Consider the following 22,887-nt stretch of genomic DNA (forward strand, 5'->3'; position numbering starts at 1 on the left):
GCGTATCCACATGAGCCGGGCAGGCATTGAGAGGCTCAACCGCCCTTCGTAGACTCGACGTCATGAACAACGAGAACGAGCAGGGCATGCAGGGCGTGCAGGGCAGGCAGATCAGGAAGAGCATCGTGCTGGGCGACGTCGAGGTCACCCGGGTCATCGAGTGGCAGGGGCCGCTCGGGCCCACGCGCAGCCTCGTACCGGAGGCCGGCGGCGAGGTGTGGAAGGAGAACGAGGAATGGCTGTCACCGGACCACTGGGAGGCCGACAGCGACCGGGCGGTCATCGCACTCCAGACCTGGGTCCTGCGCAGCGCCGGTAAGACCGTCCTGGTCGACACGGGCGTGGGCAATGGGCGCGAGCGGCCGGGTTCGGACCTCTTCCACCACCGGGAAGGCGATTTCCTCGGGGAGCTGGAGCGGGCGGCCGGAATCCGCCCGGAGGACGTGGACATCGTCGTCAACACCCACGTCCACGGCGACCACGTCGGATGGAACACCGTTGCCCAGGACGGTGGTTGGGTGCCCGCCTTTCCCAACGCCCAGTACCTGATCCCGGCTGCGGACGACCACCACTTCGGGCCCGGCAACGGGTACGGCGGCGGCGCCCGGGAGGTCGACCGGCTGATCTACGAGGACAGCATCGCGCCCGTCCACCGCACCGGACAGGTGGTGCTCTGGGACGGCGCCCACCGCATCGACGAGCACCTCACCCTGGAGGCCGCACCCGGGCACACCCCCGGATCCTCCGTGGTCCGGCTGGCCTCCGGCACCGACCGGGCCGTCTTCGTCGGCGATCTGCTGCACAGCCCGGTGCAGATCCTGGAGCCCGCCTGCAACAGCTGCTTCTGCCTGGATCCGGCGCAGGCCGCCGCCAGCCGCCGCCGCATCCTCGAACGCGCCGCCGACCGGTCGGAGTTGCTCGTACCCGCCCACTTCGGCGGGGCGGGAGCCGTCGAAGTCCGACGCCAGGGGCAGGACTTCACCCTCGGGGCGTGGGCCTCTCACCGCGAGGTCGGATAGGACGAAGTGATGGCGGGCGGTACGGGCGCCGGCCGGGGCGGCCGGGACGGTCGGGGCGCCGCCACCCGCCGGATCCGCAGGGCGAGTTGGATCTCCAGCGCCCCGGCCGGGGTGTTCCAGTCATCGCCCAGGATCTGCCGGACCCGGTCGAGGCGCTGCACCACGGTGTTGACGTGCACGTGGAGGGCGTCCTTGGTGCGGGCCAGGCTGGCTCCGTGCGCGAAGTACGCCTCCAGGGTGCGGACCAGTTCCGTCCCGCGCTGCTTGTCGTACGCGATGACCGGCCCCAGCACCCGGTCGACGTACGCGCCCACGTCCGCCCCGTCACCGAGCAGCACCCCGAGGAATCCGAGGTCGGGCAGGCCGGCCCCGTCGCCGGTGTGGCCGAGGGCGTGCAGGGCCTCCAGGCAGCGCAGCGCCTCGGCGTACACGCCCGGCAGCCCCTCCGGACCGGCGGCGGGCCCGGCGGAGCCCGCGGTGACCGGGGTGCCCAGCACCTGACCGAGCTCGCCGGCGAGCGACCGGGCGAGCGGGCCCGGACTGTCGGTCGGGGCGAGGAGGACGACGCGGCCCTCGTGCAACCCGGCCAGACCGTCGCGGGCGCGCGCGTGCCGGGCGGCCTCGGCCGCCAGCCGGGACCGCAGCGCGGGGTCGCAGTGCAGCACCACGAGGGCGTGCGGGCGGGCGAGGTCGACCCCGAGCTTGCGGGCCCGGATCGTCCGGCTGCCGGTGTCGTGGACGCGGCCGGGAGTTGCCGGAGCCAGCAGGTCGCCGAGCAGTTCACCGCGGACCCGGTCCTCGGCGTGCGCGATGGACCGCCGCAGCAGGAGCAGCAGCGCGGTCACCAGGCCGGCCCGCTCGAACAGCCGCCGCTCGGTGTCGGGCAGGTCGTCACCGCGCCCGCCGAGGGTGATGCTGCCCAGGAGCTCGGGCCCGGCCAGGACCGCGCAGACCCAGATGCCGTCCACGGCGACGGCCCGGCCGCCGGCGCGCGACGCCGCCAGCGCGTGGGCGGGCGGGCCCGCCGACGCGCCGGCCGACGGGCCTGCCGACGGGCCTGCTGACGGGCCTGCTGACGGGCCTGCTGACGGGCCGGCCGGATCCGTACCGACCCGTGCGAGCTCGGCGCCGTCGGCGTCGTGCACGACCAGGCTGCCGCCCAGCAGGGCGGCGACCTCCCGGGCGACGTCGGCCACGTCACCGCCGCGCAGCACGAGCCGGGTGAGGCGGTCGTGGGTATCGGCGGCGAGCCGCATCGCCTCGCTCTGGGCGCGGGCGGTCTCGGTGGCGACCCCGAGTTCCACGAGGGCGGTACGGGTCTCTTCGAGCAGCCGGGCGCTGTCGATGGCCACGGCGGCGTGGTCGGCGAGGGAGGAGAGCAGCGCGACCGCGTCGGGCGCGAAGTCGCGGACCGCGCGGTCGGCGGCGTACAGCACCCCGATCACGCGGGTCCCGACGCGCAGCGGGACGCCGAGGATGCCGCGCAGGCCCTCCTCGCGGACCCCGTTGTCGATGGTGTCCGTATGCCGGAAGCGGTCGTCGGTGCGGTAGTCGGCGCTGGCGTACGGGCGGGCGGTCTGGGCGACCAGACCGCCGAGCCCTTCGCCCATGCCGAGCCGCAACTGCTGGAAGGCCGCGGACACCGAGCCGTCGGTGACGCGCATGAAGGTATCTCCGGCCACCGGGTCGTTGAGGGTCATGTACGCGACGTCGGTGCCCAGCAGCGTGCGGGCCCGGTGGACGATGGCCCGCAGCACCGCGTCGAGGTCGCGCAGGGCGGCGAGGTCGCCCGCCGTGTCGAACAGGGCCGTGAGCTCGGCCTCGCGCCGCCGGTGCTGGTCGAGCGTGCGCCGGATGTCCAGCGCCACCCGGGTGGCCTCCTCCACGAGGGCCTGCTCGGCGGGGCCCGCCCCGGCGGTACGGGCGTTCGCGGCGGGCCGGGTGAACTGCTCGACCGGCGCGCCGCGGCGCAGCAGTTCGAGCAGTTCGAGCAGTTCGAGCATGGCGGATTCCCTCGCGGAGGTCATGGCGGCATTCTCCCGTGGCCGGAAGGCCCGGATCAGGCGGGGTCGACGGAGGCCGGAAGGGGAGCCGCCCGCCCGCCGGAGGCAGGGGCGGCCCCGGTACCCGCCCGGGCCAGATCACGACCGCGGGTCTCGCGGGCGAGGGCGACGGTGAGGGTGGTCACCACGGCGGCCGCACAGAGATAGAGGGAGACGGGTACGGAGGAGCCGTAGTCCTTGAGGAGTTCGACGGCGATGAGCGGAGCCAGCGCGCCGGCGACGATCGAGGCGAGCTGCGAGCCCATCGAGGCGCCGGAGTAGCGGACGTCGGTGTCGAACATCTCGGAGATGAAGGCGGCTTGGGGCCCGTACATCGCGCCGTGCAGGAGCAGTCCGGCGGTGACGGCGACGGTGATGACGGCGAAGGACTTCGAGTCGACCAGCGCGAAGAACGCGAACGCCCACAAGGCCATGCCGGCCGACCCGATCAGCGTCACCGGGCGCCGCCCGATCCGGTCCGAGAGGGCGCCCCAGGCCGGGATGGTGACGAAGTGGACGGCCGAGCCGATGAGGACGGCGTTCAGTGCGGTGCTCTTGGGCAGCCCCAAGTGCACGGTGACGTACACAAGAAGAAAGGAAGTCAGGACGTAGTACGAGATGTTCTCGCCGAAGCGGGTGCCGATGGCGGTCAGCACCTGACGCAGGCTGCGGCGGAACACCTGGACCACGGGTGCCTCGTCCTTGCGCCCCTGCCGGGCGGCCTGCGCGGCGAGGAACACGGGGGACTCGGAGACGGACAGGCGGATCCACAGTCCGACGACCACCAGGACACCGGAGAGCAGGAAGGGGACGCGCCAGCCCCAGGCGAGGAACGCCGCGTCGGACTGCACACCGGCCAGCAGGGCGAGCACCCCGGTGGCCAGCAGATTCCCGCCCGGCGCCCCGGACTGCGGCCAGGAGGCCCAGAACCCCCGGTGCGCGGCCCCGCCGTGCTCGGAGACGATCAGCACCGCCCCGCCCCACTCCCCTCCGAGGGCGAAGCCCTGCACCAGCCGCAGGACGGTAAGCAGCACGGGAGCCCCGACGCCGATGCTGGTGTACGTGGGCAGCAGCCCCATCGCGAAGGTCGCCCCGCCCATCATGAGCAGGCTGAGCACCAGCAGCTTCTTGCGCCCTACCTTGTCCCCGAAGTGCCCAAACACCACCCCGCCGATCGGCCGGGCCAGGAACCCGATGGCGTAGGTGATGAAGGCGATCAGAGTCCCGGTCAGCGGATCACTGGTCGGAAAGAACAGCTTGTTGAACACCAGCGCGGCGGCGGTGCCGTAGAGGAAGAAGTCGTACCACTCGATGGTGGTCCCGATGAGACTGGCGGCAACGATGCGCCGGATTCCGGATGGAGCCTGCGGGTCGGCTGCGGTGGAGGCCATGTGCACCACTTCCAGGGTGTCTGCGGGGACGTCGGGTGTGGCCACAACGTAGAAGTCCGCAGGTCGACGGGATATGTGGCGCGTCATCACAATCAACCCCACCCGAGTGTGCCCGGCCACCACAAGGCCGGAACCGATCCCCTGGGCCCCTCCGGAGGCGGGTGGGAAGCCCCTGTCGGAATTGCAGAGTTGCGCCGGTTTTGGGGAGGCGGTGCTGGCTCCCGTGCTGGTTTGGTGCTGGTTCGCTGTCACCTGAAACCCCACGTCAGCACCCCTCGCAACCCACCCCGTGCTGGTTCGGTGCTGGTTACGCTGCGTTGAGCATGACGCGTTTGTGGTCGAGGTGACGCAAAGCGGAAACGGCAGAGAAGTAGCGTTTGATTCGTCTCTCGGGTCTGCTTCATGCCTGGCGTTGTCTGGAACGCCTCGGTGTCCAAACTCGAGTAGCGGGTCCTGAACGAGGTCGGGCGAAGCCCCATCGATGGCGTCCCCGGTCCTCCCGGCTCCATGCTCTACCTCGGCTGCGGCCGCGCGGACCGGCCTTTTGCTACCGCCGACTGGAGCGTCTACCTCGTAGCCCGTTGACGGTCGGTACTCGCCTCGTCGGATGTGGGCAGGGCGGTCGGCTGCGAGGAGTGGCTTGGTCAGCACAGGAGATGGCGCCCGGCTGTCGCCAGTTCTGGAGCCAAGGGTCGCTTGCAGACTATGCAGCGCAGGGCGCCCGGCGGCAGTCGAGGTGCCGGCAGTGGCTTCGGATGCCGGTGGGCCTCTTCGCGTCGCTGCTGTGCCTCGTGCAGCTGGCGGGCGTACCGCACTGCGCTCTTCCGCCGCTCCGCCGCCTCCTCGCGGGCTTCCCGCTGAGAGTCGCTCAGCTTCTGTTGCAGGCTCGGGGGCAGCACGGCGCCATGCTGGTCCAGGTTCAGCTCGCCGAGTGATACAGCCTGCCGTTCCAGGTCGTCGAGCGCGCACGGCGGATGGTGCAGACCGAACACCGCCGGGTCCTTCACCTCCCACCACCGGTGCACCTTCTGGTGCGCCCGGCCGAAGGCCGTCCACGCCGTGCCCTTTGACGGGATGTAGAACCACACCGGCAGACCCTCGGACAGGACAACGTGGGGGAAGTGCACACCAGGCCGCCAGAACCAGACGTCGACGATGCCCTGCCGTCGATAGTCGCCGTGTCTGGCGCGCCACGCGTCATCGGTCATGAGCATCCGCTGCGCCTCCAGCGCGAGGCGAGTGCCGTCCTCCAACCGCACGGCAACGTCTGCGCGGCGGTCCTGGTCCGGGGTCCATTGCTCCAGGCGTACTGCGGTGACGCCCGGGCGGCTGCGCGCCCACCGGGCCAGTGTGTGCTTGGTAGTGATGTGCCAAACCGTCTCAGGATGGTGACCACCCTCGGGAGCCTGCCCGGCCGGGTGCGCGAAGTGCGTACGCACTTTTCCGCCCAGGCGCCCACGCGTCAGCAACGGCACGCGCGTGCCTACGGGTGCCTCGAACCCGTGAAAGCAGTAGAAGCACACCAGTTGCCCCGTGCCGCCGTAACCATGCTGCCGCCAGTACTCCGGCGGCTGCTCGGCCACGTGTACTTCGTGCCCTGCTTCCAGGTCGAAGCCGACCACCAGTAAGTCGTCCTGCACGCTCCACCCCTCCCATATCGCGGCCAGGATCCAACTCCCAGGCATCTATGACCAGGGGGCATCAGGACCGGGTGGTGTACGGGTTGGACTCGGGACGGGCCCGAAGGCGGAGAAGCGTGACGTCGGGGCAGCGGCCGGCGGTGGGTTCTTGCCGACTTCTCTGTCAACTCGTCGGACCCGACCCCAGGTTCCTCCACGGCCCGCACGACCCCCTTCATATTCGTCACTGTGACGTGAATTTGCCTGAACCAGGCTGCTTTTCAACCTGGCTCTGCGATGCTGGAGGCCGATCGAGAGGGGCCGCAGCGATGCAGTGGAAGATCCACGGGGAACGTCCGATCTACGAAAACAAGTGGGTGAACCTGTGGCTCACAGACATCGAGACGCCGGACGGGAACCGCTGGGAACACCACGTCGTCAAGCTCCGCCACCTGGCCGTGGCCGCTGTCATCAACGACCGCCAAGAGGTCCTGATGATGTGGCGTCACCGCTTCATCACGGATGCGTGGGCCTGGGAGCTGCCCATGGGCCTGGTCGAGGCGGACGAGACCCCCGGCGAGGCTGCCGCCCGTGAAGTCCTCGAAGAGACTGGCTGGCGTCCAGGCCCGATGAAGCCGCTGATCTACGCCGAACCGGCGAACGGCATCACGGACTCGCAGCACCACCTGTTCCGCGCCGACGGCGCCACGTACGAGGGTCCGCCGACTGAGAAGAATGAGTCGGACCGGATCGAGTGGATCCCCCTGGCGAGCGTCCGGGGCATGATCGACCGCCGCGAGATCGTCAGCAGCGGCTCCCTCGTCGGCCTCCTTTACGTCCTGATGGACGAAGGGGTTCGCTGACCCTGCGGGGGAAGCATCGCTCGTAGGCGTGCCTCGAAGGCGACTGCGGCCGGCACCTCGCGATAGGGCGCAAGCTGCTCGTAGAACTCGCGAAGGTGCCCGGTCACCCGCTCAGACGACACGGCTGCGGCGGGCACCAATGCCTCTATCGCCGTGTGGCACGCCTGGTCGAGCTTGCCCCGCTGGAGCTGCGTACGGGCCAACCAGAAGGCATGGAACGCCCGGCCCCGCTGGTTCGCGGGGTCCTCCCGCTCCAGCGCGTCCGCGATCAACGGTTCGGCAATCGCTGCCTCGCCGAGACGGCCGTGCGCGATGCCCGTGTCCACGATGAGCTTCGGCTCGTCGAAGTACGTCACCCATGCCGGGTCCGGGTCGTCCGCCTTGATCTGGCCGTACTGACTGTGCGCCTCGGAGATCGCTGTGTGGGTCGCCGTCCGGTCACCCAGGGCCGCGTGGGCGAAGGCCTCACGCATGGCCAGCATGGCCCGGACTCTCGGCGTCGTGCCGATGGCCGCTCGGGCCTGGTCTTGGGCGGCAGACACCAGCGCAAGCGCGTCCGCCGGCTTGTCCTGGTAGGTCGCTTGCAGGCTCATGCAGGCCAGGACGTTGGCCATGAATGGGTGGTCGTCAATCTCCCGGGCCAGTTGCAGAGCCTCCGAAAAGTACGCGCGGGCCTGGTGGTACTGCCGGGCATCGAAGTACGTCCACCCGGTCAACCGCGCCAGCTCCGCCGCGATGCCGTACAGGCCGTGCTGTATGGGCGTCGGTCGTTGGTCCTTCAGCAGCCCCTCGACGTATCGCAGCTGGCCGACGACGGCGGGCCGGAGCGTCTCGCCCCCGTGCTCGTCGTCGCGACGCCAGTAGTCCTCGATCGAAGAACGCAGTGCGTGCAGTGTGGATGGGCTCGCGTTGGTCCCGGCGGCCAGGGCCAGGATGCTGTCCACCTCCACGCCGGGTAGGGCACTGAGGGGCTTCGGCTCAACGGCCAAGTGACCGAACTCCGGCCGCTCCCGCTCGGCCACGACCAAGACAGCCGGTGTCTCCCACGTGCGGCGGGCAAGCCCGAGCATGTGCCCCGGGATGCGCAATCCATCGGCGATCCGCTCGATCACTTCCATGTGGAGGAGCTGCCGCTGGCCCGCGATCACCTCACCCACTCGGCTCGGCGTCAGCTCGCACTGCCGCGCGATCATCGACGGGTAGATGCCCGCCCGCGTCTTCACCAGCCGGAAGACCCTTGCGAAGTCACGGACGCGGCAACCGTCGATCAACTCGGGCTCGGTGAGCAGACTCGCCGGGAGTTCCTTCGTGCGACGTGACTCGGGCATCGGGGCACGCTCCGGAGGAAGACTACGGATCGCTTCAAGGTCTCAACTAAACGTGATGTTACCCAAGTTGGGTAATCCGCTGGACCTTTCTAGTCACTCCGCCCGCTGGCGATCCTTCTGCACATGGCGAAGCGACAGAGGACGACCGCCTTGGAGACTCACGGTGGCACTCCTGACTCAGAGCGAACGGCCCTCGGGGCGACCCCGGCCCTGGACGCCGAACCCCGCATCTTGATGGACCTCCGGGTGTTCCGGGATTCGGGCCGGACATGGACGCGAAGCACACGGGTTATGGAGGGGGAGCCGTTCGACATCCTCTCCAATCCCGGCCGCTACCCCCCCGTGCGAATGCCCCCGCTGCGGCGGTACGTCGGCGCCGGCCCGCGCCCTTCGGCCGGCATCCATCACGCCGGGAGCGGCGTAGTGACAGCCTCCTGGCGGTGAAGACCCCCATGGAGCGGGATCCCCGGATTCACGGCGAGCGCCGTGGGGGTGGCGCCAACAGCTCGTCGTGCTCCTCTACGCCGCCGTCGTCACCGTCCTGGTGGTCACCCTGGCCATGGCTGGTGATCCCGGCCGCTGACCGGCAACCGGCTTCCGGCACGAATCCCGCCTTCGCTCGATCCGTGGCCTCGCGCCACCCCCGTCTCCTCACCGGCCCGGAAACAAAGGGCTGGTGAGGCACGCCCCATCGGGGCTGGGCCGGCATCCGCCGGCCCTGGACTTCCAGGAAATGGAGACACACATGGCAGCGCAGAAGGAAGACCTGCTGATCGGCGTCGAGAGCCTGATCAAGGTCCAGGACCGCTTCACCGCTGCGGCGGCGGAGTCCGACTCCACCGGCACCTCCGCGGGCGACGACGGCGAGAACCGCGACGGCCTGAACCTCCCGCAGGAGTAGCCCCGCCAGTACGCCACAGCACCACCCGGGGGCCCGCCATCCACGGCGGGCCCCCGGCCTTCACCGCCATGACGCCGACCGGAGGAACACGTGGACCACCACTTCGTCACCGCACTGGAGAAAGCCCTCGGCTGGGACGGGCCCGGTGAACTCGGGGCCGGTTTCGCCCGGGGAACGATCGAGGACCTTGATCTGCTCGATCGCTTGCTCAACCCCAGGAAGTTGCTGGACCTGGTGATGCGCCGCAGCGTCACCACGCCCCAGTTCCGCATCTTCCAGGACGGGGCCGAACTGCACCCCGGCCGCTACATCCAGCCCTCCGTCACCCGGCGGGGACAGGCCATCCCCATGGCCGACATGCGCCGCGTCGGCGGGCTGATGCGCGAGGGTTGCACCATGGTCTTGGACGAGGTCGACTTCTTCGACCCGGCCATGGAAGCCACCTGCCGTGCGCTCCAGTGGTGGGCCCGCGAGCTGGTGCAGGTGAACGCCTACCTGACCACCCAGGACGCCAGCGGCTTCAAGCTCCACTGGGACGACCACGACACCCTGATCGTCCAGCTCGCCGGCCGCAAGAGCTGGGAAGTCCGCGGCACCTCGCGCAAGGTTCCGATGTACCGCGACTCCGCCCCCAACGCCGAGCCCAGCGAGGAAATCGTGTGGCAGGGCGTCATGGAGCCCGGCGACGTGATGCACATCCCGCGCGGCTTCTGGCACCAGGCCACCCGCGACGACCAGGGCGACGGCTACAGCCTGCACGCCACCTTCGGCATCGTGAAGCGCGTCGGCGTGAACTGGCTGGCCTGGCTCGCCGACCAGGCCCGCACACAGGAGCTGTTCCGGTACGACCTGGGCCGTTGGAACTCCCCCGGCCAGTGGGAGGGACAGCAGCGGCTCCTGGCCGACGCCGTCGCCGAGATGGCTACGAAGCTGACTCCGCAGGACTTCTTCGATGCCCGCGAGCGGGAACGCCTGGCCGCCCGGCACGTCCCGGCCGCCGGCCTGTTCGGCAAGCCCGGGGCCGTCGTGTGCGTCACCGACTTCGAGCCCGTGATCGAGCAGCACCACGACACCGTGGACGTACTCGCCGCGGGCAAGAAACTCACGTTCGCCGGCAAGGCGTACCCCGCCCTCGCCCTGCTGCTGAGCGGCCACCCCGTCGACATCGCAGACGCCGCCGAGAAGACCGGCGTGGACGTGGAACAGCTCGCCGAGATCCTGCTGAAGGAGGAACTGTGCACGGAGCTGACCACCGCCTTGTCCTCGGCCTACACCGATCTCGTCACCACCGCGACATCCTGACGGCCGCACTCAACCTCGGCGTCACCGCCCTGGATACGGCGGCTCCCTACCTCGGCTTCCGCTCGCACGCAGTGCTCGCCGAGACGGCCGCCGATCTGCTGCCGAAGTTCGACCTCTCCACGAAGGTGGGCGTCTTCCCGAGCGCCGGAGGCGCTGAGCACTCCCTCGATCCGGTCCGGCTGCGACTGGCCGTCGAGCGAGCGGCCCAGGAGCTCGGCAGGGAACCTGACACCGTGCTCCTCCACAACCCCGAACGGAGCCTCGCGGGCCTGTCCACTGCCGATGGCCACGCCCTCCTCGGCAATGCCTGCACCGCCCTGGCCGACGCCGCCCGCGACGGTCTGTGCCGCGCCTGGGGTGTGGCCTCCTGGGATACCCGGCCGCTCGGCATGGTCCAGGTGGACGACCTGCCGTCTCCGGACGTCCTGATGGTCCGGGCCGGGTTCCTCGTGGGCATCGACCTGCTCGACGCCACAAGCGTCCTGCGCACAGCCTGGAAGGCGGGCGAGACCTGGGGCATGAGCCCCTTCGGTGGCGGCCACAGGAGGGTGTGGGAGGAGTTCGACCCTCGGCCGTTCCTGCGACCGCCTCACGGGGACCTTTCCCGCATACAGGCGGCGTTCCGGACCGCGTTCCACCTGCCCAGCGCTACCGCGATGGCGGTCGGAACCGACAACCCGGGGCACCTGGCCCAGTTGGTCCAGGCCCTGGCAGCCGAGGTGGACACCTCCGCCGTCAGCCAGTACCTCCGCACCCTCCATGGACACCGTCAGAGCTGAAGCTCGGCTACCAGGCGCTCGGCCTCCTTCCGGGCCGGTTCAAGCAGAGGGTCCTCCTCGTACGCGTGGGGTCCGACGATTTTCGACAGGAAGAACAGCGACATCAGCTTGCCGTCCCGGCTCTCCAAGTCCGCACGCAGCTCCTGGTGGACGCGGTCCGCGAGCCCCGGGACGGCAAGCGCGTTGCCCCACAGTGTTGCGGCGTCCAGGCCCCGGGGCGCCATGCCCCAGTCCTCCCAGTCGATGAGGGAGAACTCCGGTCCCATCACGTTGGCCCACGTCAGATCTGCATGAGCTGGCGCCCACCGCTCGATCTGCGTATCGGCCACCCCGGGGAAGACCGCCCCGAGGGTCTGGGTCACCTGCTCCTGCGTGATCGTCACCGTGTCCGGCGTCGCGATCCGCGGTGTCTGCTGTGAGGCAAGCGCGTCCAGCGAAGCGTTCAGCGCCTCCCACCACGCATCCGGCAGGCCCGGGTCTTCGAGCACCAGGGCACCCTTGCCGACAGACGGCGATGGAATCAGCTCCAGCTCGTCCGCGCGCCACATCACCGGCTCGCCCGGCTCGCGCCACGCCAGGCCCTGGTACCACTCGGGCATCGCGACGCCTTGGAGTACGGCGGCGGCCTCGGTCCCGTTCCAGCCCTGCGGGCCGATCCGCTCGAACCCCCGCCGCTCGATACGCACCCATGTACCCCGCTCCGTACGGCCGCCCAAGGAACGACGCTTGCGTACCAGTGCCTGCCGATCCAATTGCAGATGGAGGGCCTTCTCCACGCGCTCCAGCACGTGTTCCACTGGCTGGCGGCGTAGATCCACCTGGGCAGCAACGGGCAGGGATCCAGTCATCGCGACCTCCTCGGCGAACGAACGACCGTAGCAGAAGAGGCCGGGCCTAGGGCGGGAGTCGTTGCGTGCGCTGCGCTCAGGGTCAGCTGATGCCCACTACTTCCTAACGCCCGCTTGCCCGTAGGGGGCACCTGGGTGAGGGCGGCCGTGATCTTCGGGTACCGCGGTCGCTCGGCCCAGGAGGTCGCCGCGCTCGGTGACCTCTTGGGCGCTGCCGTGCATGCCCCAGCCGTGGTCTGGGATCCGGTCCAGGATGCTGTGGACGGTCAACGCCGAGCTCCCCGGCCCGCCGGCTTCGAGCAGGCGTCGCAGCACATCGGCGCGATGATGTAGAGCGCCGGCTGCCGTGCCCGTGACCTCATCGGTGCCCATCCCTCATCCTGAACAGGCTGGTCCTGCCCACCTCCGCTGGCCCCCTGGCGGCGTGCCAGACCGGAGCGCCTCCCATGGTGATGGTCCAGCCCAACGCGTTGTCGCGCGACAGCTCCCCAACCATGAACTCCGCGGCCAGGGTCCGCAGGAAGCGCATGAAGCTCGGTTCGTTCCGGAACTCGGATGCGAGTGGGTACATCAGGATCGGGATTCGCCCGTGCCCGGTCCAGGTCGAGTTGGAGTAGTCGATGGCCTGGGCTATCAGCTTCGCCGGATCACTGCTCGGCTGCTTCACCTCCAGTCCGAAGACCACATCGGTCTTCTTCCAGCCCGTCGTGTCACGCGGAGTCAGGAGAAGGTCCAGGCGGACGGTCTTCCCGTGAATGGACTTACCTGAGACCTGGCGCTGAATCTCGAAGAAGGGGGAGAGCTGTCGGACAAGCCAGTCGACTAAGTCGGCCTCTAGCTCGAATCGGGGAACGTCGCCCGTCACCTGTGCGCTGCCTCGGCAGTTTGTGATCCCTGGATGGGTGTCCGGCGACTGGGGGCAGTGCTGCCAGCTGTACCGGTACTGATTCCTGTCGTCGTAGTCGACAGAACAGCTACACGGACCGAGGAGACTGTCGCACTCTTGCAGGGACCCGTAGATGCTCTTTTGCATGTGCGAGACGGGATAGTCGGCGACGATCCTTCCATCCCATAAGAATGCCGAACAGGTGTGCATCAGCTGTAAGTAGGACGCGGTCGGTCCCGAGGTCGTCGCTGGACCGTACCCCATGTAGATCATGGATCTTGTCCCGTCGGAGTGTCTTAGGACCAGAGTCCTTTCCATGCCTGCGTAGTCGATGATCCCGGACAGGTCCGGCTCCTCCATCTGCGGCGACACCCTGACAACTCGCAGCCCGGAGGGGGCAAGGGCGACCGCCGGGGGCGCGTCGGTGGGCCAGAAGTCCTTGACCCTGTCAGGCCTGGCCGTGGCCGAGTGAGAGCCGTGGCACCACATTGTCTCGGCGGACACAAAGTGCTTGACCAGCTCAGGAGCCTCCCCAAACCCCTGGACACAGGCCGTGCATGACAACGAACCGGATCTATATCGCACGCTTCTGGAACGACACGTCTCGCAGTTCTGGAGGGGCGTCCCGTCTGATTGCACGGGGTAGACCGAGAAGCCGTAGGTCGTCACGATGCACTCCGCGAGATCCCTCCCGCGAAGGCTGTCGACGTTCACGTCTGCCACATTCCCCCCCAGGGTGCCTGGCTCGTGGTGGTTGCCTACGTACGCGTGATCAACGTGTGTGGCCTTCGTTCGATCGCCATCCCAGTGGCAGATCGTTGGGGCGCACCCCAAAGTTGCTCTCCCGGGTGGACTTCGTGGGCAACCCTCGCACGCGGCTATGACAGCACGCTCGGGACGTGCCCGGGGGTGGACTTTGCTCTCAAGAGTCGGCGGCCTCGCAGACCTGCGATCTCGTGCGGGACTCCGAGGTGGCGGGCATTTCGCTGCTTGACTCGTCGGCACCTACCTGTGCGTGGTGCGCTCGCGGCCCCTCGAGGCGGCCGGTACAGCCCAGCGTGGGCGGAGGGGCCGAGCGGGCCGGCGCGCGCAACGTACTGCGAGCTGACCGTGGGCGCGGCCGGTGCGCCCCTGGCTGGCTGTCCGACCGCCGATCGCTGCGGCGTTGTCAGACCCCGTCCCTAGGGTGGTCTGCGAGGGAGCTTCGACGTGTGTGTACGCCTCTGGCCACGGCTTGGATTACTACCACGCAACCCTTTAGCGTCTCCACTGCCCGACCAGTAGTGCAATGAACTGACATATGAGTACATGTAATTGAACTCCCGTCAAGAAATGAGGGGCAAGGCGTGGCGGATGCTGAACGTGCCCGGTTCCCGCTGTTACGAGTGCAGATTCGATCAGATGCCGATCCGGACGAGACCGCTCGGGCATTTTCTGGCGCAGCACCGGGGGAGTGCGTGACGGAGGTACTGCCCGTAACCGTTGCAGGCCTGCACCTTCTGGACGGGTACGTGCCGGTGAACGCCGGGGCGGAGGGCGCACTCCGCCGCCTGATGGCCGCGGTCGTCGCCCGGATCGGGGGCCTGGACCGGGGGGTGGAGGAGGAGTGGGAGGACCGCTTCGATGAACTGCTGGAGGCGGGGCGGCTCGACCCGGACGCGGTCCAGGCGTACTTCGCCCGCCACGTCTTCGACCTCGAAGACCCTGTCCGCCCGTTCTTGCAGCACCCGGTGCTCGCCGCCGAGTGCTCGAAGTCCGCCGCTCCCGCAAAGATCCACTTCGACCGGGCCGCAGGGAACAACGCCCTGTGGTGGGACCACACCCCGCAGGACACCCCGATGGACCCGCTCACCGCTTTCGAGGGGATCTTGCTGTGGCGCGGGTACGGGCCCTGCGGAACGGGCGCGCAACGTACCCATGGCGGGAAGAACACGAAGAGCATGAAGGCGGGCCCATACCGGGGGGTGGTCTCCTACTTCCCGGAGTGCCGCAACCTGTTCCTCTCCGCGCTCCTGTCCTGCCCACCCCCGTCTGCGTGGCCGACCGGCGACGGGGAGGACCTCGCCGAGTGGGAGGCTGCCGGGCCGGCCGACCCGTTGCAGCCTCCGGTCCCGGCCGGGCCGGTCAGCCTCCTCGCCGGCCGGTCCGCGCACCACGTCCTGGTCAAGGTCACCGACAGCATGGTGTCGGAGTGTTGGGTGGCCTGGGGCGCGGTCAGTGATCTGCCTGCGGTGCGTGACCCGTTCGTCCTGGACCGGGAGAAGGGTGGCCCCGTTCGGGGCAGTCACCGGCGGGGCCTGCTCCGGGACTTCGACGCACTGATCGCCGCCAGCGACCCGTCCGTGAAAGCCGCCCCTGGCATCCATAGGCCCGCATGGATCGGCGTCTACGCGCAGTTGCCGCCGAGCGCCCTCACAGGCATCGGGTCCGTCCGGGTCCGTGCGATCGGCTACGACCAGGACAAGCGGGAGATGGGCGACTCGATCGCCTACAGCGCCACGACTCCGGAGGCCCTGGCGGCCTGCCTGCCCGCGCTGAACCCGCAGCGGGCCCGGATCGTCGCGGTCGGCCGACAGGACTGCGAGAAGGCCGAGCAGCACTTGGTCAAGCAGCTGCGCGGCGCCTGGCGGAAGATCGACCCGAAGGCGAAGGAAGCCCCGTGGGTGGAGTCGGCCCGCACCCGGTTCTGGGACCTTGCCGACGGCGTGTTCTGGAACGCGGTCCGTGACGTCACCGACCCCGCGCAGCCGCTAGCCACGATGACGGTGGACGTCTACGACGAGGTGACCGCCGACATGGCGACCAGCAGCGACGGTTTCCTGGCGATCGCCGAGCACCGCAAGTGGCTGCGTATCGGGCTCACGCCCCGCGCCGGACGTATCGCCTGACCTCCTGTATCCGGTGGCGCCGGCGGCGCCCAGCAGTAAGGGAGCTTCGTTGACCACCATCATGTCCACCCCCGACTCCGGCCCCGACGCTGGACGGCGTGAGAGCCGCAGCTCGTTCCTGCACGTCGTCCGTACGGCCTGCTCAACCCCCGCAGGCCGCGCTGACCTGCGCCGCGGCCTGAACATCGTCCTCGCCGACCTGGAACACCCCACCGGCGACGCCGGCCAATCCCGCTGGCCCCTCTACAACCACCTCATGGCTGCGGGATACCGGCCTCCCGCCACGGCAGCCGCAGAGATCCCGCACCTTCTCGTCGCTGCCCTCTATGCCATCCACGACGCCCCCAACCCCCGGACGGCCACCACCCAACCGCCGCTACCCCCGGCACCCTTCAAGCCCTGGCACAACCTCGGCTGGTCCTTCGCCGTCGCCGCACACCGCAGCGTGATGACCCGCGACAACGCGACCGGAACCCTCGCCTACCTCGCCGAGCTCGACCAGACCACCCTGCTGCGCGAGACCCCTGCCGTGGTCGCCCGGCTGCGCTCCGCCAGCGTCCCCGTCACCTGGACCCTGCTCCTGGCCGATTTCCTGCGCTGGCCCAGCCAGCCCGCTCAGGTCCGTCTCGACTGGGCCCGCGCCTTCCACAACTCCAGCAGCAACGAGGAGAACACCCCGTGACCCGCATCAGCCTGCCGTCCGCCATCTACCTGGACCTCATCCAGATCCAGTCGACGCCGTATGCGTCGGCCAACCGCGACCGCAACGGCTCACCGAAGTCCGCCGTGTACGGCGGCGTGCTCCGCGGCCGCGAATCCTCCCAACATCAGAAGTACCACCATCGTCAGGCCGCCCAGGAGATGCTCGGCGTCACGGCCTATCGCACCCGCGCCACCACCCTGGAGGCCGTCAAGCAGCTCACCGACCGGGGATGGGACCGCCAGGACGCCCTGACCGCCGTGCAGATGCTGCTCCTGTCATGCCAGGTCAAGGGGTTCGGCATCACCGACGGAGGGGGAACCAACGCCCTGCTTCTCCTCCCGTCGGCCGCGATCACCGAGCTTGCCGACCTCGTCGATGCCCGCCGGGACGACTTCGCCCCGTACATCGCCGCCGCGCACGCCGGGCTGGACAAGGAAGCGGCGAGGAAGACGAAGGCATCGAAGACCGCGGCCAAGCCCGACGAGGCCGAGACCGCCGACGGGGAGGACGGCGAGCCGGCCGAGGACCAGGGCCGCATGAAGATCCTCACGGATCAAGTCAAGAAGGCCACCGACAAGAAGACCGGATTCCTCACCCCCAACAGCGTCCTGACCATCCTCCGCACCCGCAACGCCATCGTTGCCGCCTACGGCAGGATGCTCGCCAACGAGCCGGGCTCCACCGTCGAATCCGCCATCCAGACCGCCCACGCCCTGTCCACCCACGCGATCACCACCCAGATCGACAGCTTCACCGCAGTCGACGACATCATCAAAGAACTCGGCGAAGCCTCCGGCGCCGGCCACATGGGCGAACAGCGCTTCAACAGCGCCACGTTCTACCGCTACTCCACCCTCAACGTCACCAAACTCCGCAGCAACCTCGAAGGCGACCACGCCACCGCCCGCGACACCGTAGAGGCATTCCTCCGTGCGGCCTGCGCCCCCCGCAACGTCGGCAAGGTCTCCGGCACCGCCCCCCACACCGTGCCCCACCTCGTGTACGCCGCGGTACGCACCGACCGGCCCGTCAACCTCGCCGGCGCGTTCGAGGAACCCGTCCCGGCCACCGCGACCGGCGGCTACCTGACCGCCAGCATGGCCCGCCTCGACGCACACGCCGGCGCCCACCACCGCTTCCTGGGCACCAGCCGCCTCACCGGCCACACCCACCTCACACTCGCCGACCAGACGTTCACCCACCTCGGCGAACGCTCCGACAGCTTCGACGAGCTCGTCGCCACCACCCTCGCCACCCTCGACAAGACCCCGGCATGAGCGACGGCCTGATCCTGCACCTGTCCGGCCCGCTCCAGGCATGGGGCGCCCCCGCACAGTCGAACATCTGCCCCACCTACCGCCAGCCCACCCGCTCCGCCCTCACCGGACTGATCGCCTGCTGCCTCGGCCGGGAACGCGACGCAGACAACACTGATCTCGACCAGCTGCGCTACACCATCCGCATCGACCGGCTCGGCCAGATCCTCTCCGACTTCCACACCGCAGGCGGCAACCACGACCCTGCGTTCGGCCTCACCACCGCCGACGGCGGAACCCGCGACGCACCCGTCATCTCCACCCGCTACTACCTCGCCGACGCCGCGTTCACCCTCGCCGTCACCGGACCCACCACCGTTCTCGACACGGCCGAACACGCCCTGAACAACCCCGTGTGGACCCCACACCTAGGACGCCGCTCCTGCCTGCCCGACACGCCCATCCTGCTGACCCGCAGCACAACCGCCGTCGACGACCTCGACCGCATCCCCCTCCACCGGCCTGCCACTGCCGCCGGACCCGTCACCTTCACCTACGACACCCCGCCGGCCCCCGGCCGGCCCGCCACCACCCAGCACAACGACCAGCCCGTCCCCGGCCAGCGCCGGACCTTCACCACCCGCCGGATATGGGAACAGCACCGCACCATCCCGGCTCCCAACGGCGGCCTCGGCACCGCCTGGCTCACCACCATGGCCGACCACCTCGGCCTCCCCACCCTCGCCCAGGAGGCCACCCGATGACCGCCACCACCAGCACCCGCCTCGCCCTCGCCCGCATCCCTCTCAACCCCGCCTCGCGGGACGTCCACCGCGACGTCCGTGACCCGGGCCAGATGCACCGCACCGTCATGAACCTCATCGACCGCGAGGACGGCAACCCCACGGCCCGAAGCGACGCCAACCTCCTCCACCGCCTCGACCTCGGCCCCGACGGCGCCAGTCTCCTCGTCCAGGCGACCGTCCCCATCCATCTGGACCGACTCCCCGACGGCTACGCCCAATCCGCCCCCGCCCAGCGCGACGCCACACCCGTCCTCGACTGGATCGCCGCCGGCCGCACCGTCCGCTACCGGATCCACGCCAACCCCGTCACGACCACCCGTGACCCCCAGCTCCTCCACCAGGAAGCAGATCGGCGCGCGGAATCGGCCGTGAAGGCCGGCCAGACATTCGCGGCAGCGGCACGACTGCGGGAGGAGTTCCTCGCGCGAGCTGCCCGCCAGGCCGCCAAGCGCCGCGGAATCACCCTGCCCGTCACCAGCGACACCATCGCCGCCTGGTGGACGAGGACCGCCGAGACCCACGGCCTCCACATCGACCTCGTTATCGACTCCCCCCTGCCCCGGATCACCGCCCGCCGCAGCGACGCCCCCACGGTCACCCTCACCGCGGTCGCCCTCGACGGCATCGCCACCATCACGAACTCTGACGCTGTCTGCACCGCCGTCACCAACGGCATCGGCAAAGGGCGCGCGTACGGACTAGGCCTCCTCTCCCTCGCGCCCCACAAGGAGTAAATAGACAGCAAAGTCAATAGAATGCCGCAGGTCACGAAGTGTCCGATCCGCCCACGCGGAGCTGAACGGGTGAGCTGGCCGTCCGCGCTGGTGAGCCGGTCGTCCGATCCGCCCACGCGGAGCTGAACGGTACCTCGACGGACCGGAGATCTCCGTCGAATGGTCCGCTCCGCCCACGCGGAGCTGAACCGCGGCCCGGATCCGGGCCGGGGGACGTATCCGGGTCCGCTCCGCCCACGCGGAGCTGAACCGATGCTGCTCCAGCTTTCGAACGACCCCAAAACGTCCGCTCCGCCCACGCGGAGCTGAACCGTCCTTGCCCTTGCCCGCGTTGAAGAGTCGGTGGTCTGCTCCGCCCACGCGGAGCTGAACCGCCGGTCAGGTCAGCGAGGGCGGCGAGCATGGCGTCCGCTCCGCCCACGCGGAGCTGAACCGAGCTTGGCATCGGGATCGAACGGCGCGCTCAGGTCCGCTCCGCCCTCGCGGAGCTGAACCGTGCAGCACCTCGTACCCGATGACCGGCTTAATGTCCTCTCCGCCCACGCGGAGTCGAACCGCGGCTCCGTACGGCGTCCTGGCGGGTCTCCGAGTCTGCTCCGCCCACGCGGAGCTGAACCGGCAGAAGCGGTCTACTTGGCCGGCACTGCTTCGTCCGCTCCGCCCACACGGAGCTGAACCGTAGACCGGATCGGTGGCCGCGACGATGAGGGTGTCTGCTCCGCCCAAGCGGAGCTGAACCGAACGCAGTCCTCTACGGTGCGCGCGAGGCGGGGTCTGCTCCGCCCACGCGGAGCTGAACCGCCGAGCTGGACCGTGTAGGCGACGGACGGTGTGTCTGCTTCGCCCACGTGGAGCTGTACCGTTCCAGAGGAGCAGCGTTCAGCCTTGATGCCGTCTGCTCCACCTACGCGGAGCTGAACCGGCGAGGACCCGGGGAGCGGCTTGGTGTTGGCCGTTTGCTCTGCACACGCAGAGCTCAACCACACGTCTACACCCGCAGGTGCACGGACGGCATGTCTGCTCGGCCCACGCGGAGCTGAACTGTACAACTCCAGCGGATGCTGGTTGCTGAGGACGTCTGATCTGCCTACGCGGAGCTGAACCGGCCCTCGCCCGGTATCTGGACGACGTCGTGGCGTCTGCTCCGCCCACGCGGAGCTGAACCGTCGTCAGGCTTCTCTCGCCTGGGCGTCCGGCGGTCTGCTCTGCCCACGCGGAGCTGAACCGATCCGCACGTTGGCGTCGTCCCAGATCATCCGGTCTGCTCCGCCCACGCGGAGCTGAACCGCGGATGCGGTGGACGGTGTACGCCTTGATCTGGTCTGCTCCGCCCACGCGGAGCTGAACCGGCCAGGACGGCGTGCGCGGACTCGTGGACCGCGTTTGTTCCGCCCGCACGGAGCTGAACCGTACATCTCGGCCGCGACCATGTACCGACTGTCGTCTGCTCCGCCCACGCGGAGCTGAACCGCCGTACCAGTGGGGCGGCGCGGGCGACCCGTCGTCTGTTCCGTCCACGCGGAGCTGAACCGGAACTGAAGACACTGCCCTCCGAGCAGGCGAAGTCCGCTCCGCCCACGCGGAGCTGGACCGATGCCGTTTCCCTTCCGGGAGCCGGTGAGGATGTCCGCTCCGCCCCCGCGGAGCTGAACCGGTACGCGACTGGCAGAAGGCCGCGCGCGAACAGTCCGCTCCGCCCCCGCGGAGCTGAACCGACGCCGCCGATGGCCATGCAGGGGACGCAGAGGTCTGCTCCGCCCACGCGGAGCTGAACCGTCCAGCGGCGAGGGCCCGCTGGCCGCGTAGACGTCTGCTCCGCCCACGCGGAGCTGAGCCGGTGACTCGTGGACTCCAGCACCTTGGCTTCGCGTCTGCTCCGCCCACGCGGAGCTGAACCGTCACCAGCATCTCGGCCCCAACCAAACAACTGGTCTGCTGCGCCCACGCGGAGCTGAACCGGTCTGGTCGAGGAGGTCCGTGGGCTTGAAGGCGTCTGCTCCGCCCCACGCGGAGCTGAACCGCTGAGGATCTGGCTGACCCGGCCTTGAGAGACGTCTGCTCCGCCCATGCGGAGCTGAACCGTTTCCGGTAGCGTCCGCGCTCTGCTTGGTGATGTCTGCTCCGCCCACCCGGAGCTGATCCGACACGGACATCAGCCACGGGGACCCGGTAAGGGTCTGCTCCGCGCCCACGCGGAGCTGAACCGGGACGCCTGCTGACCCGCCACGGCCAAACCCGGTCTGCTTTGCCCATGCGGAGCTGAACCGACCGGCACCGTCATCGGCGGATTGGACGCGATGTCTGCGCCGCCCACGCGGAGCTGAACCGTTCTCCAGGGAGACGATCGCGCCGCGGCCGTTGTCTGCTCCGCCCACGCGGAACTGAACCGTAGTACGTGGTGCTGTCCCACTTGCGGGATGGGTCTGCGCCGCCCACGCGGAGCTGAACCAGGCATCGAGTACGAGTTCCCCCTCGTGCTCTCGTCTGCTCCGCCCCCGCGGAGCTGAACCGATCACCTGCCGCGCCGAGGGAGCGGGAGTGCTGTCTGCTCCGCCCACGTGGAGCTGAACCGGGCTCGACGTGCCACCGGAACTGATAGAGCTGGTCTGCTCCACCCACGCGGAGCTGAACCGCGGACCCGGCCGGCTCGTGCGAGGAGGCTGGCATCTGCTCCGCCCACGCAGAGCTGAACCGGCCCTCGCCCGGTATCTGGACGACCTTGTGGCGTCTGCTCCGCCCACGCGGAGCTGAACGGATCCAGTCCAGGCCTCGCCCGGCCCGGTGCCTGTCTGCTTCGCCCACGTGGAGCTGAACCGCACAAGGACGCGGCCGGGCCGTTGATGCAGCTGTCCGCTTCGCCCAGGCGGAGCTAAACCGACGCAGCAGATTCTCGCGCTGATGACGCACCGGTCTGCTCCGCCCACGCGGAGCTGAACCGGAGGCGTACATCTTCACGCCCGACAGGCCGAGGTCTGCTCCGCCCACGCGTAGCTGAACCGATCACCCGCCAGCGCCGCCCCGGCGACGAGCAGTCTGCTCCTCTCACGCGGAGTTGAACCGCATCCCACGATCGGCCGGGCCATCAAGGCCGAGTCTGCACCGCCGACGCGGAGCTGAACCGCCCTCCAGCCCTATGCCGATCACGTGGGCCTCGTCTGCGCCGCCCACGCGGAGCTGAACCGTCGTCCCGCTTCTCGTGCCTGGGCGTCCGGCGGTCTGCTCCGCCCACGCAGAGCTGAACCGACCGGGACGACGAGCGCCGTCCAGATCGCTGCGTCCACTCCGCCCATGCGAAGCTGAACCGCGGCCACGGGGTCCCCCGTCCCGGCCGCGCGGGTCTGCTCCTCCACGCGGAGCTGAATCGACGTAGTCGAGGGTCGGCCGCTGACCGGGGAGGTCTGCTCCGCCCGCGCGGAGCTGAACCGCCCTCCAGGGCCTGCGGCAGGTCGAGGTGGAAGTCTGCTCCGCCCACGCGGAGCTGAACCGCCCGTCCAGTTCATCGTGGAGACTGTCTACAAGTCC

Annotated in this window: 16 protein-coding genes; 10 read left to right on the top strand and 6 right to left on the bottom strand. The window is 69.5% G+C overall.

What is annotated here, in order from left to right; translation table 11 throughout:
* The first annotated feature begins 62 nt into the window (after positions 1–62).
* Positions 63–1,019, top strand: coding sequence for an MBL fold metallo-hydrolase (locus ACIQU4_RS07310; protein WP_403727000.1), 957 nt, complete (start codon positions 63–65; stop codon positions 1,017–1,019).
* Here the strand turns inward: ACIQU4_RS07310 and ACIQU4_RS07315 are convergent.
* The 3 genes from ACIQU4_RS07315 to ACIQU4_RS07325 all read right to left on the bottom strand — a co-directional run bounded on the left by ACIQU4_RS07315 (position 1,001) and on the right by ACIQU4_RS07325 (position 6,092).
* The gene (locus tag ACIQU4_RS07315) at positions 1,001–3,046 is read right to left on the bottom strand and encodes a helix-turn-helix domain-containing protein (protein WP_403727002.1); all 2,046 of its coding nucleotides are present in this window, start codon (positions 3,044–3,046) and stop codon (positions 1,001–1,003) included. The genes ACIQU4_RS07310 and ACIQU4_RS07315 overlap by 19 nt on opposite strands.
* Positions 3,047–3,078: 32 nt before the next feature.
* On the bottom strand, positions 3,079–4,452 hold the full coding sequence (locus ACIQU4_RS07320; RefSeq protein WP_403727003.1) for an MFS transporter: 1,374 nt from the start codon (positions 4,450–4,452) through the stop codon (positions 3,079–3,081).
* 644 nt (positions 4,453–5,096) lie between these two features.
* Positions 5,097–6,092 (bottom strand): competence protein CoiA family protein, encoded by a 996-nt coding sequence (locus ACIQU4_RS07325; RefSeq protein WP_403727005.1) that lies wholly within the window; start codon positions 6,090–6,092, stop codon positions 5,097–5,099.
* Between the two features lie 308 nt (positions 6,093–6,400).
* On the opposite strand from ACIQU4_RS07325, the gene ACIQU4_RS07330 reads away from it, so the two are divergent.
* The gene (locus ACIQU4_RS07330; protein ID WP_403727006.1) at positions 6,401–6,934 is read left to right on the top strand and encodes an NUDIX hydrolase; all 534 of its coding nucleotides are present in this window, start codon (positions 6,401–6,403) and stop codon (positions 6,932–6,934) included.
* Here the strand turns inward: ACIQU4_RS07330 and ACIQU4_RS07335 are convergent.
* The gene (locus ACIQU4_RS07335) at positions 6,904–8,262 is read right to left on the bottom strand and encodes a hypothetical protein (RefSeq protein WP_403727008.1); all 1,359 of its coding nucleotides are present in this window, start codon (positions 8,260–8,262) and stop codon (positions 6,904–6,906) included. The genes ACIQU4_RS07330 and ACIQU4_RS07335 overlap by 31 nt on opposite strands.
* 745 nt (positions 8,263–9,007) lie before the next feature.
* Between ACIQU4_RS07335 and ACIQU4_RS07340 the strand changes: the two genes are divergently transcribed.
* The 3 genes from ACIQU4_RS07340 (at position 9,008) to ACIQU4_RS07350 (ending at position 11,244) form a co-directional block, all read left to right on the top strand.
* Positions 9,008–9,163, top strand: a complete 156-nt coding sequence (locus tag ACIQU4_RS07340; RefSeq protein WP_157853303.1) for a hypothetical protein — start codon at positions 9,008–9,010, stop codon at positions 9,161–9,163.
* Positions 9,164–9,253: 90 nt separating this feature from the next.
* Positions 9,254–10,465 carry a JmjC domain-containing protein gene (locus ACIQU4_RS07345; RefSeq protein WP_403727010.1) on the top strand — a complete coding sequence of 404 codons (1,212 nt, stop codon included), beginning with the start codon at positions 9,254–9,256 and terminating at the stop codon, positions 10,463–10,465.
* Positions 10,399–11,244 carry an aldo/keto reductase gene (locus ACIQU4_RS07350; RefSeq protein WP_403727011.1) on the top strand — a complete coding sequence of 282 codons (846 nt, stop codon included), beginning with the start codon at positions 10,399–10,401 and terminating at the stop codon, positions 11,242–11,244. Before ACIQU4_RS07345 ends, ACIQU4_RS07350 begins: the two co-directional genes overlap by 67 nt.
* On the opposite strand, the gene ACIQU4_RS07355 is transcribed toward ACIQU4_RS07350, so the two are convergent.
* Together ACIQU4_RS07355 and ACIQU4_RS07360 are read right to left on the bottom strand one after the other, a co-directional pair.
* Positions 11,235–12,092: a hypothetical protein gene (locus ACIQU4_RS07355; RefSeq protein WP_403727012.1), complete on the bottom strand. Its 858-nt coding sequence runs from the start codon at positions 12,090–12,092 to the stop codon at positions 11,235–11,237. The two genes, ACIQU4_RS07350 and ACIQU4_RS07355, sit on opposite strands and share 10 nt — an antisense overlap.
* 358 nt (positions 12,093–12,450) lie before the next feature.
* Positions 12,451–13,701, bottom strand: coding sequence for a hypothetical protein (locus ACIQU4_RS07360; RefSeq protein ID WP_403727014.1), 1,251 nt, complete (start codon positions 13,699–13,701; stop codon positions 12,451–12,453).
* 734 nt (positions 13,702–14,435) lie between these two features.
* Between ACIQU4_RS07360 and casA the strand changes: the two genes are divergently transcribed.
* Genes casA through ACIQU4_RS07385 form a run of 5 tightly spaced genes read left to right on the top strand, consistent with a single transcriptional unit; the run spans position 14,436 to position 19,365 of the window.
* Positions 14,436–15,866, top strand: a complete 1,431-nt coding sequence (casA, locus tag ACIQU4_RS07365) for a type I-E CRISPR-associated protein Cse1/CasA (RefSeq protein WP_403727015.1) — start codon at positions 14,436–14,438, stop codon at positions 15,864–15,866.
* Between the two features lie 49 nt (positions 15,867–15,915).
* The gene (casB, locus tag ACIQU4_RS07370; protein WP_403727017.1) at positions 15,916–16,548 is read left to right on the top strand and encodes a type I-E CRISPR-associated protein Cse2/CasB; all 633 of its coding nucleotides are present in this window, start codon (positions 15,916–15,918) and stop codon (positions 16,546–16,548) included.
* A complete protein-coding gene (locus ACIQU4_RS07375) occupies positions 16,545–17,846 on the top strand; it encodes a type I-E CRISPR-associated protein Cas7/Cse4/CasC (protein ID WP_403727019.1) in 1,302 nt (433 codons plus the stop codon). Before casB ends, ACIQU4_RS07375 begins: the two co-directional genes overlap by 4 nt.
* Positions 17,843–18,589: a type I-E CRISPR-associated protein Cas5/CasD gene (gene cas5e, locus ACIQU4_RS07380; RefSeq protein ID WP_403727020.1), complete on the top strand. Its 747-nt coding sequence runs from the start codon at positions 17,843–17,845 to the stop codon at positions 18,587–18,589. Before ACIQU4_RS07375 ends, cas5e begins: the two co-directional genes overlap by 4 nt.
* A complete protein-coding gene (locus tag ACIQU4_RS07385; RefSeq protein WP_403727022.1) occupies positions 18,586–19,365 on the top strand; it encodes a type I-E CRISPR-associated protein Cas6/Cse3/CasE in 780 nt (259 codons plus the stop codon). The genes cas5e and ACIQU4_RS07385 overlap by 4 nt, the downstream gene beginning before the upstream one ends.
* Positions 19,366–22,887 lie beyond the last annotated feature (3,522 nt).

The organism is Streptomyces sp. NPDC090741 (assembly GCF_044769045.1).
Classification (GTDB): domain Bacteria; phylum Actinomycetota; class Actinomycetes; order Streptomycetales; family Streptomycetaceae; genus Streptomyces.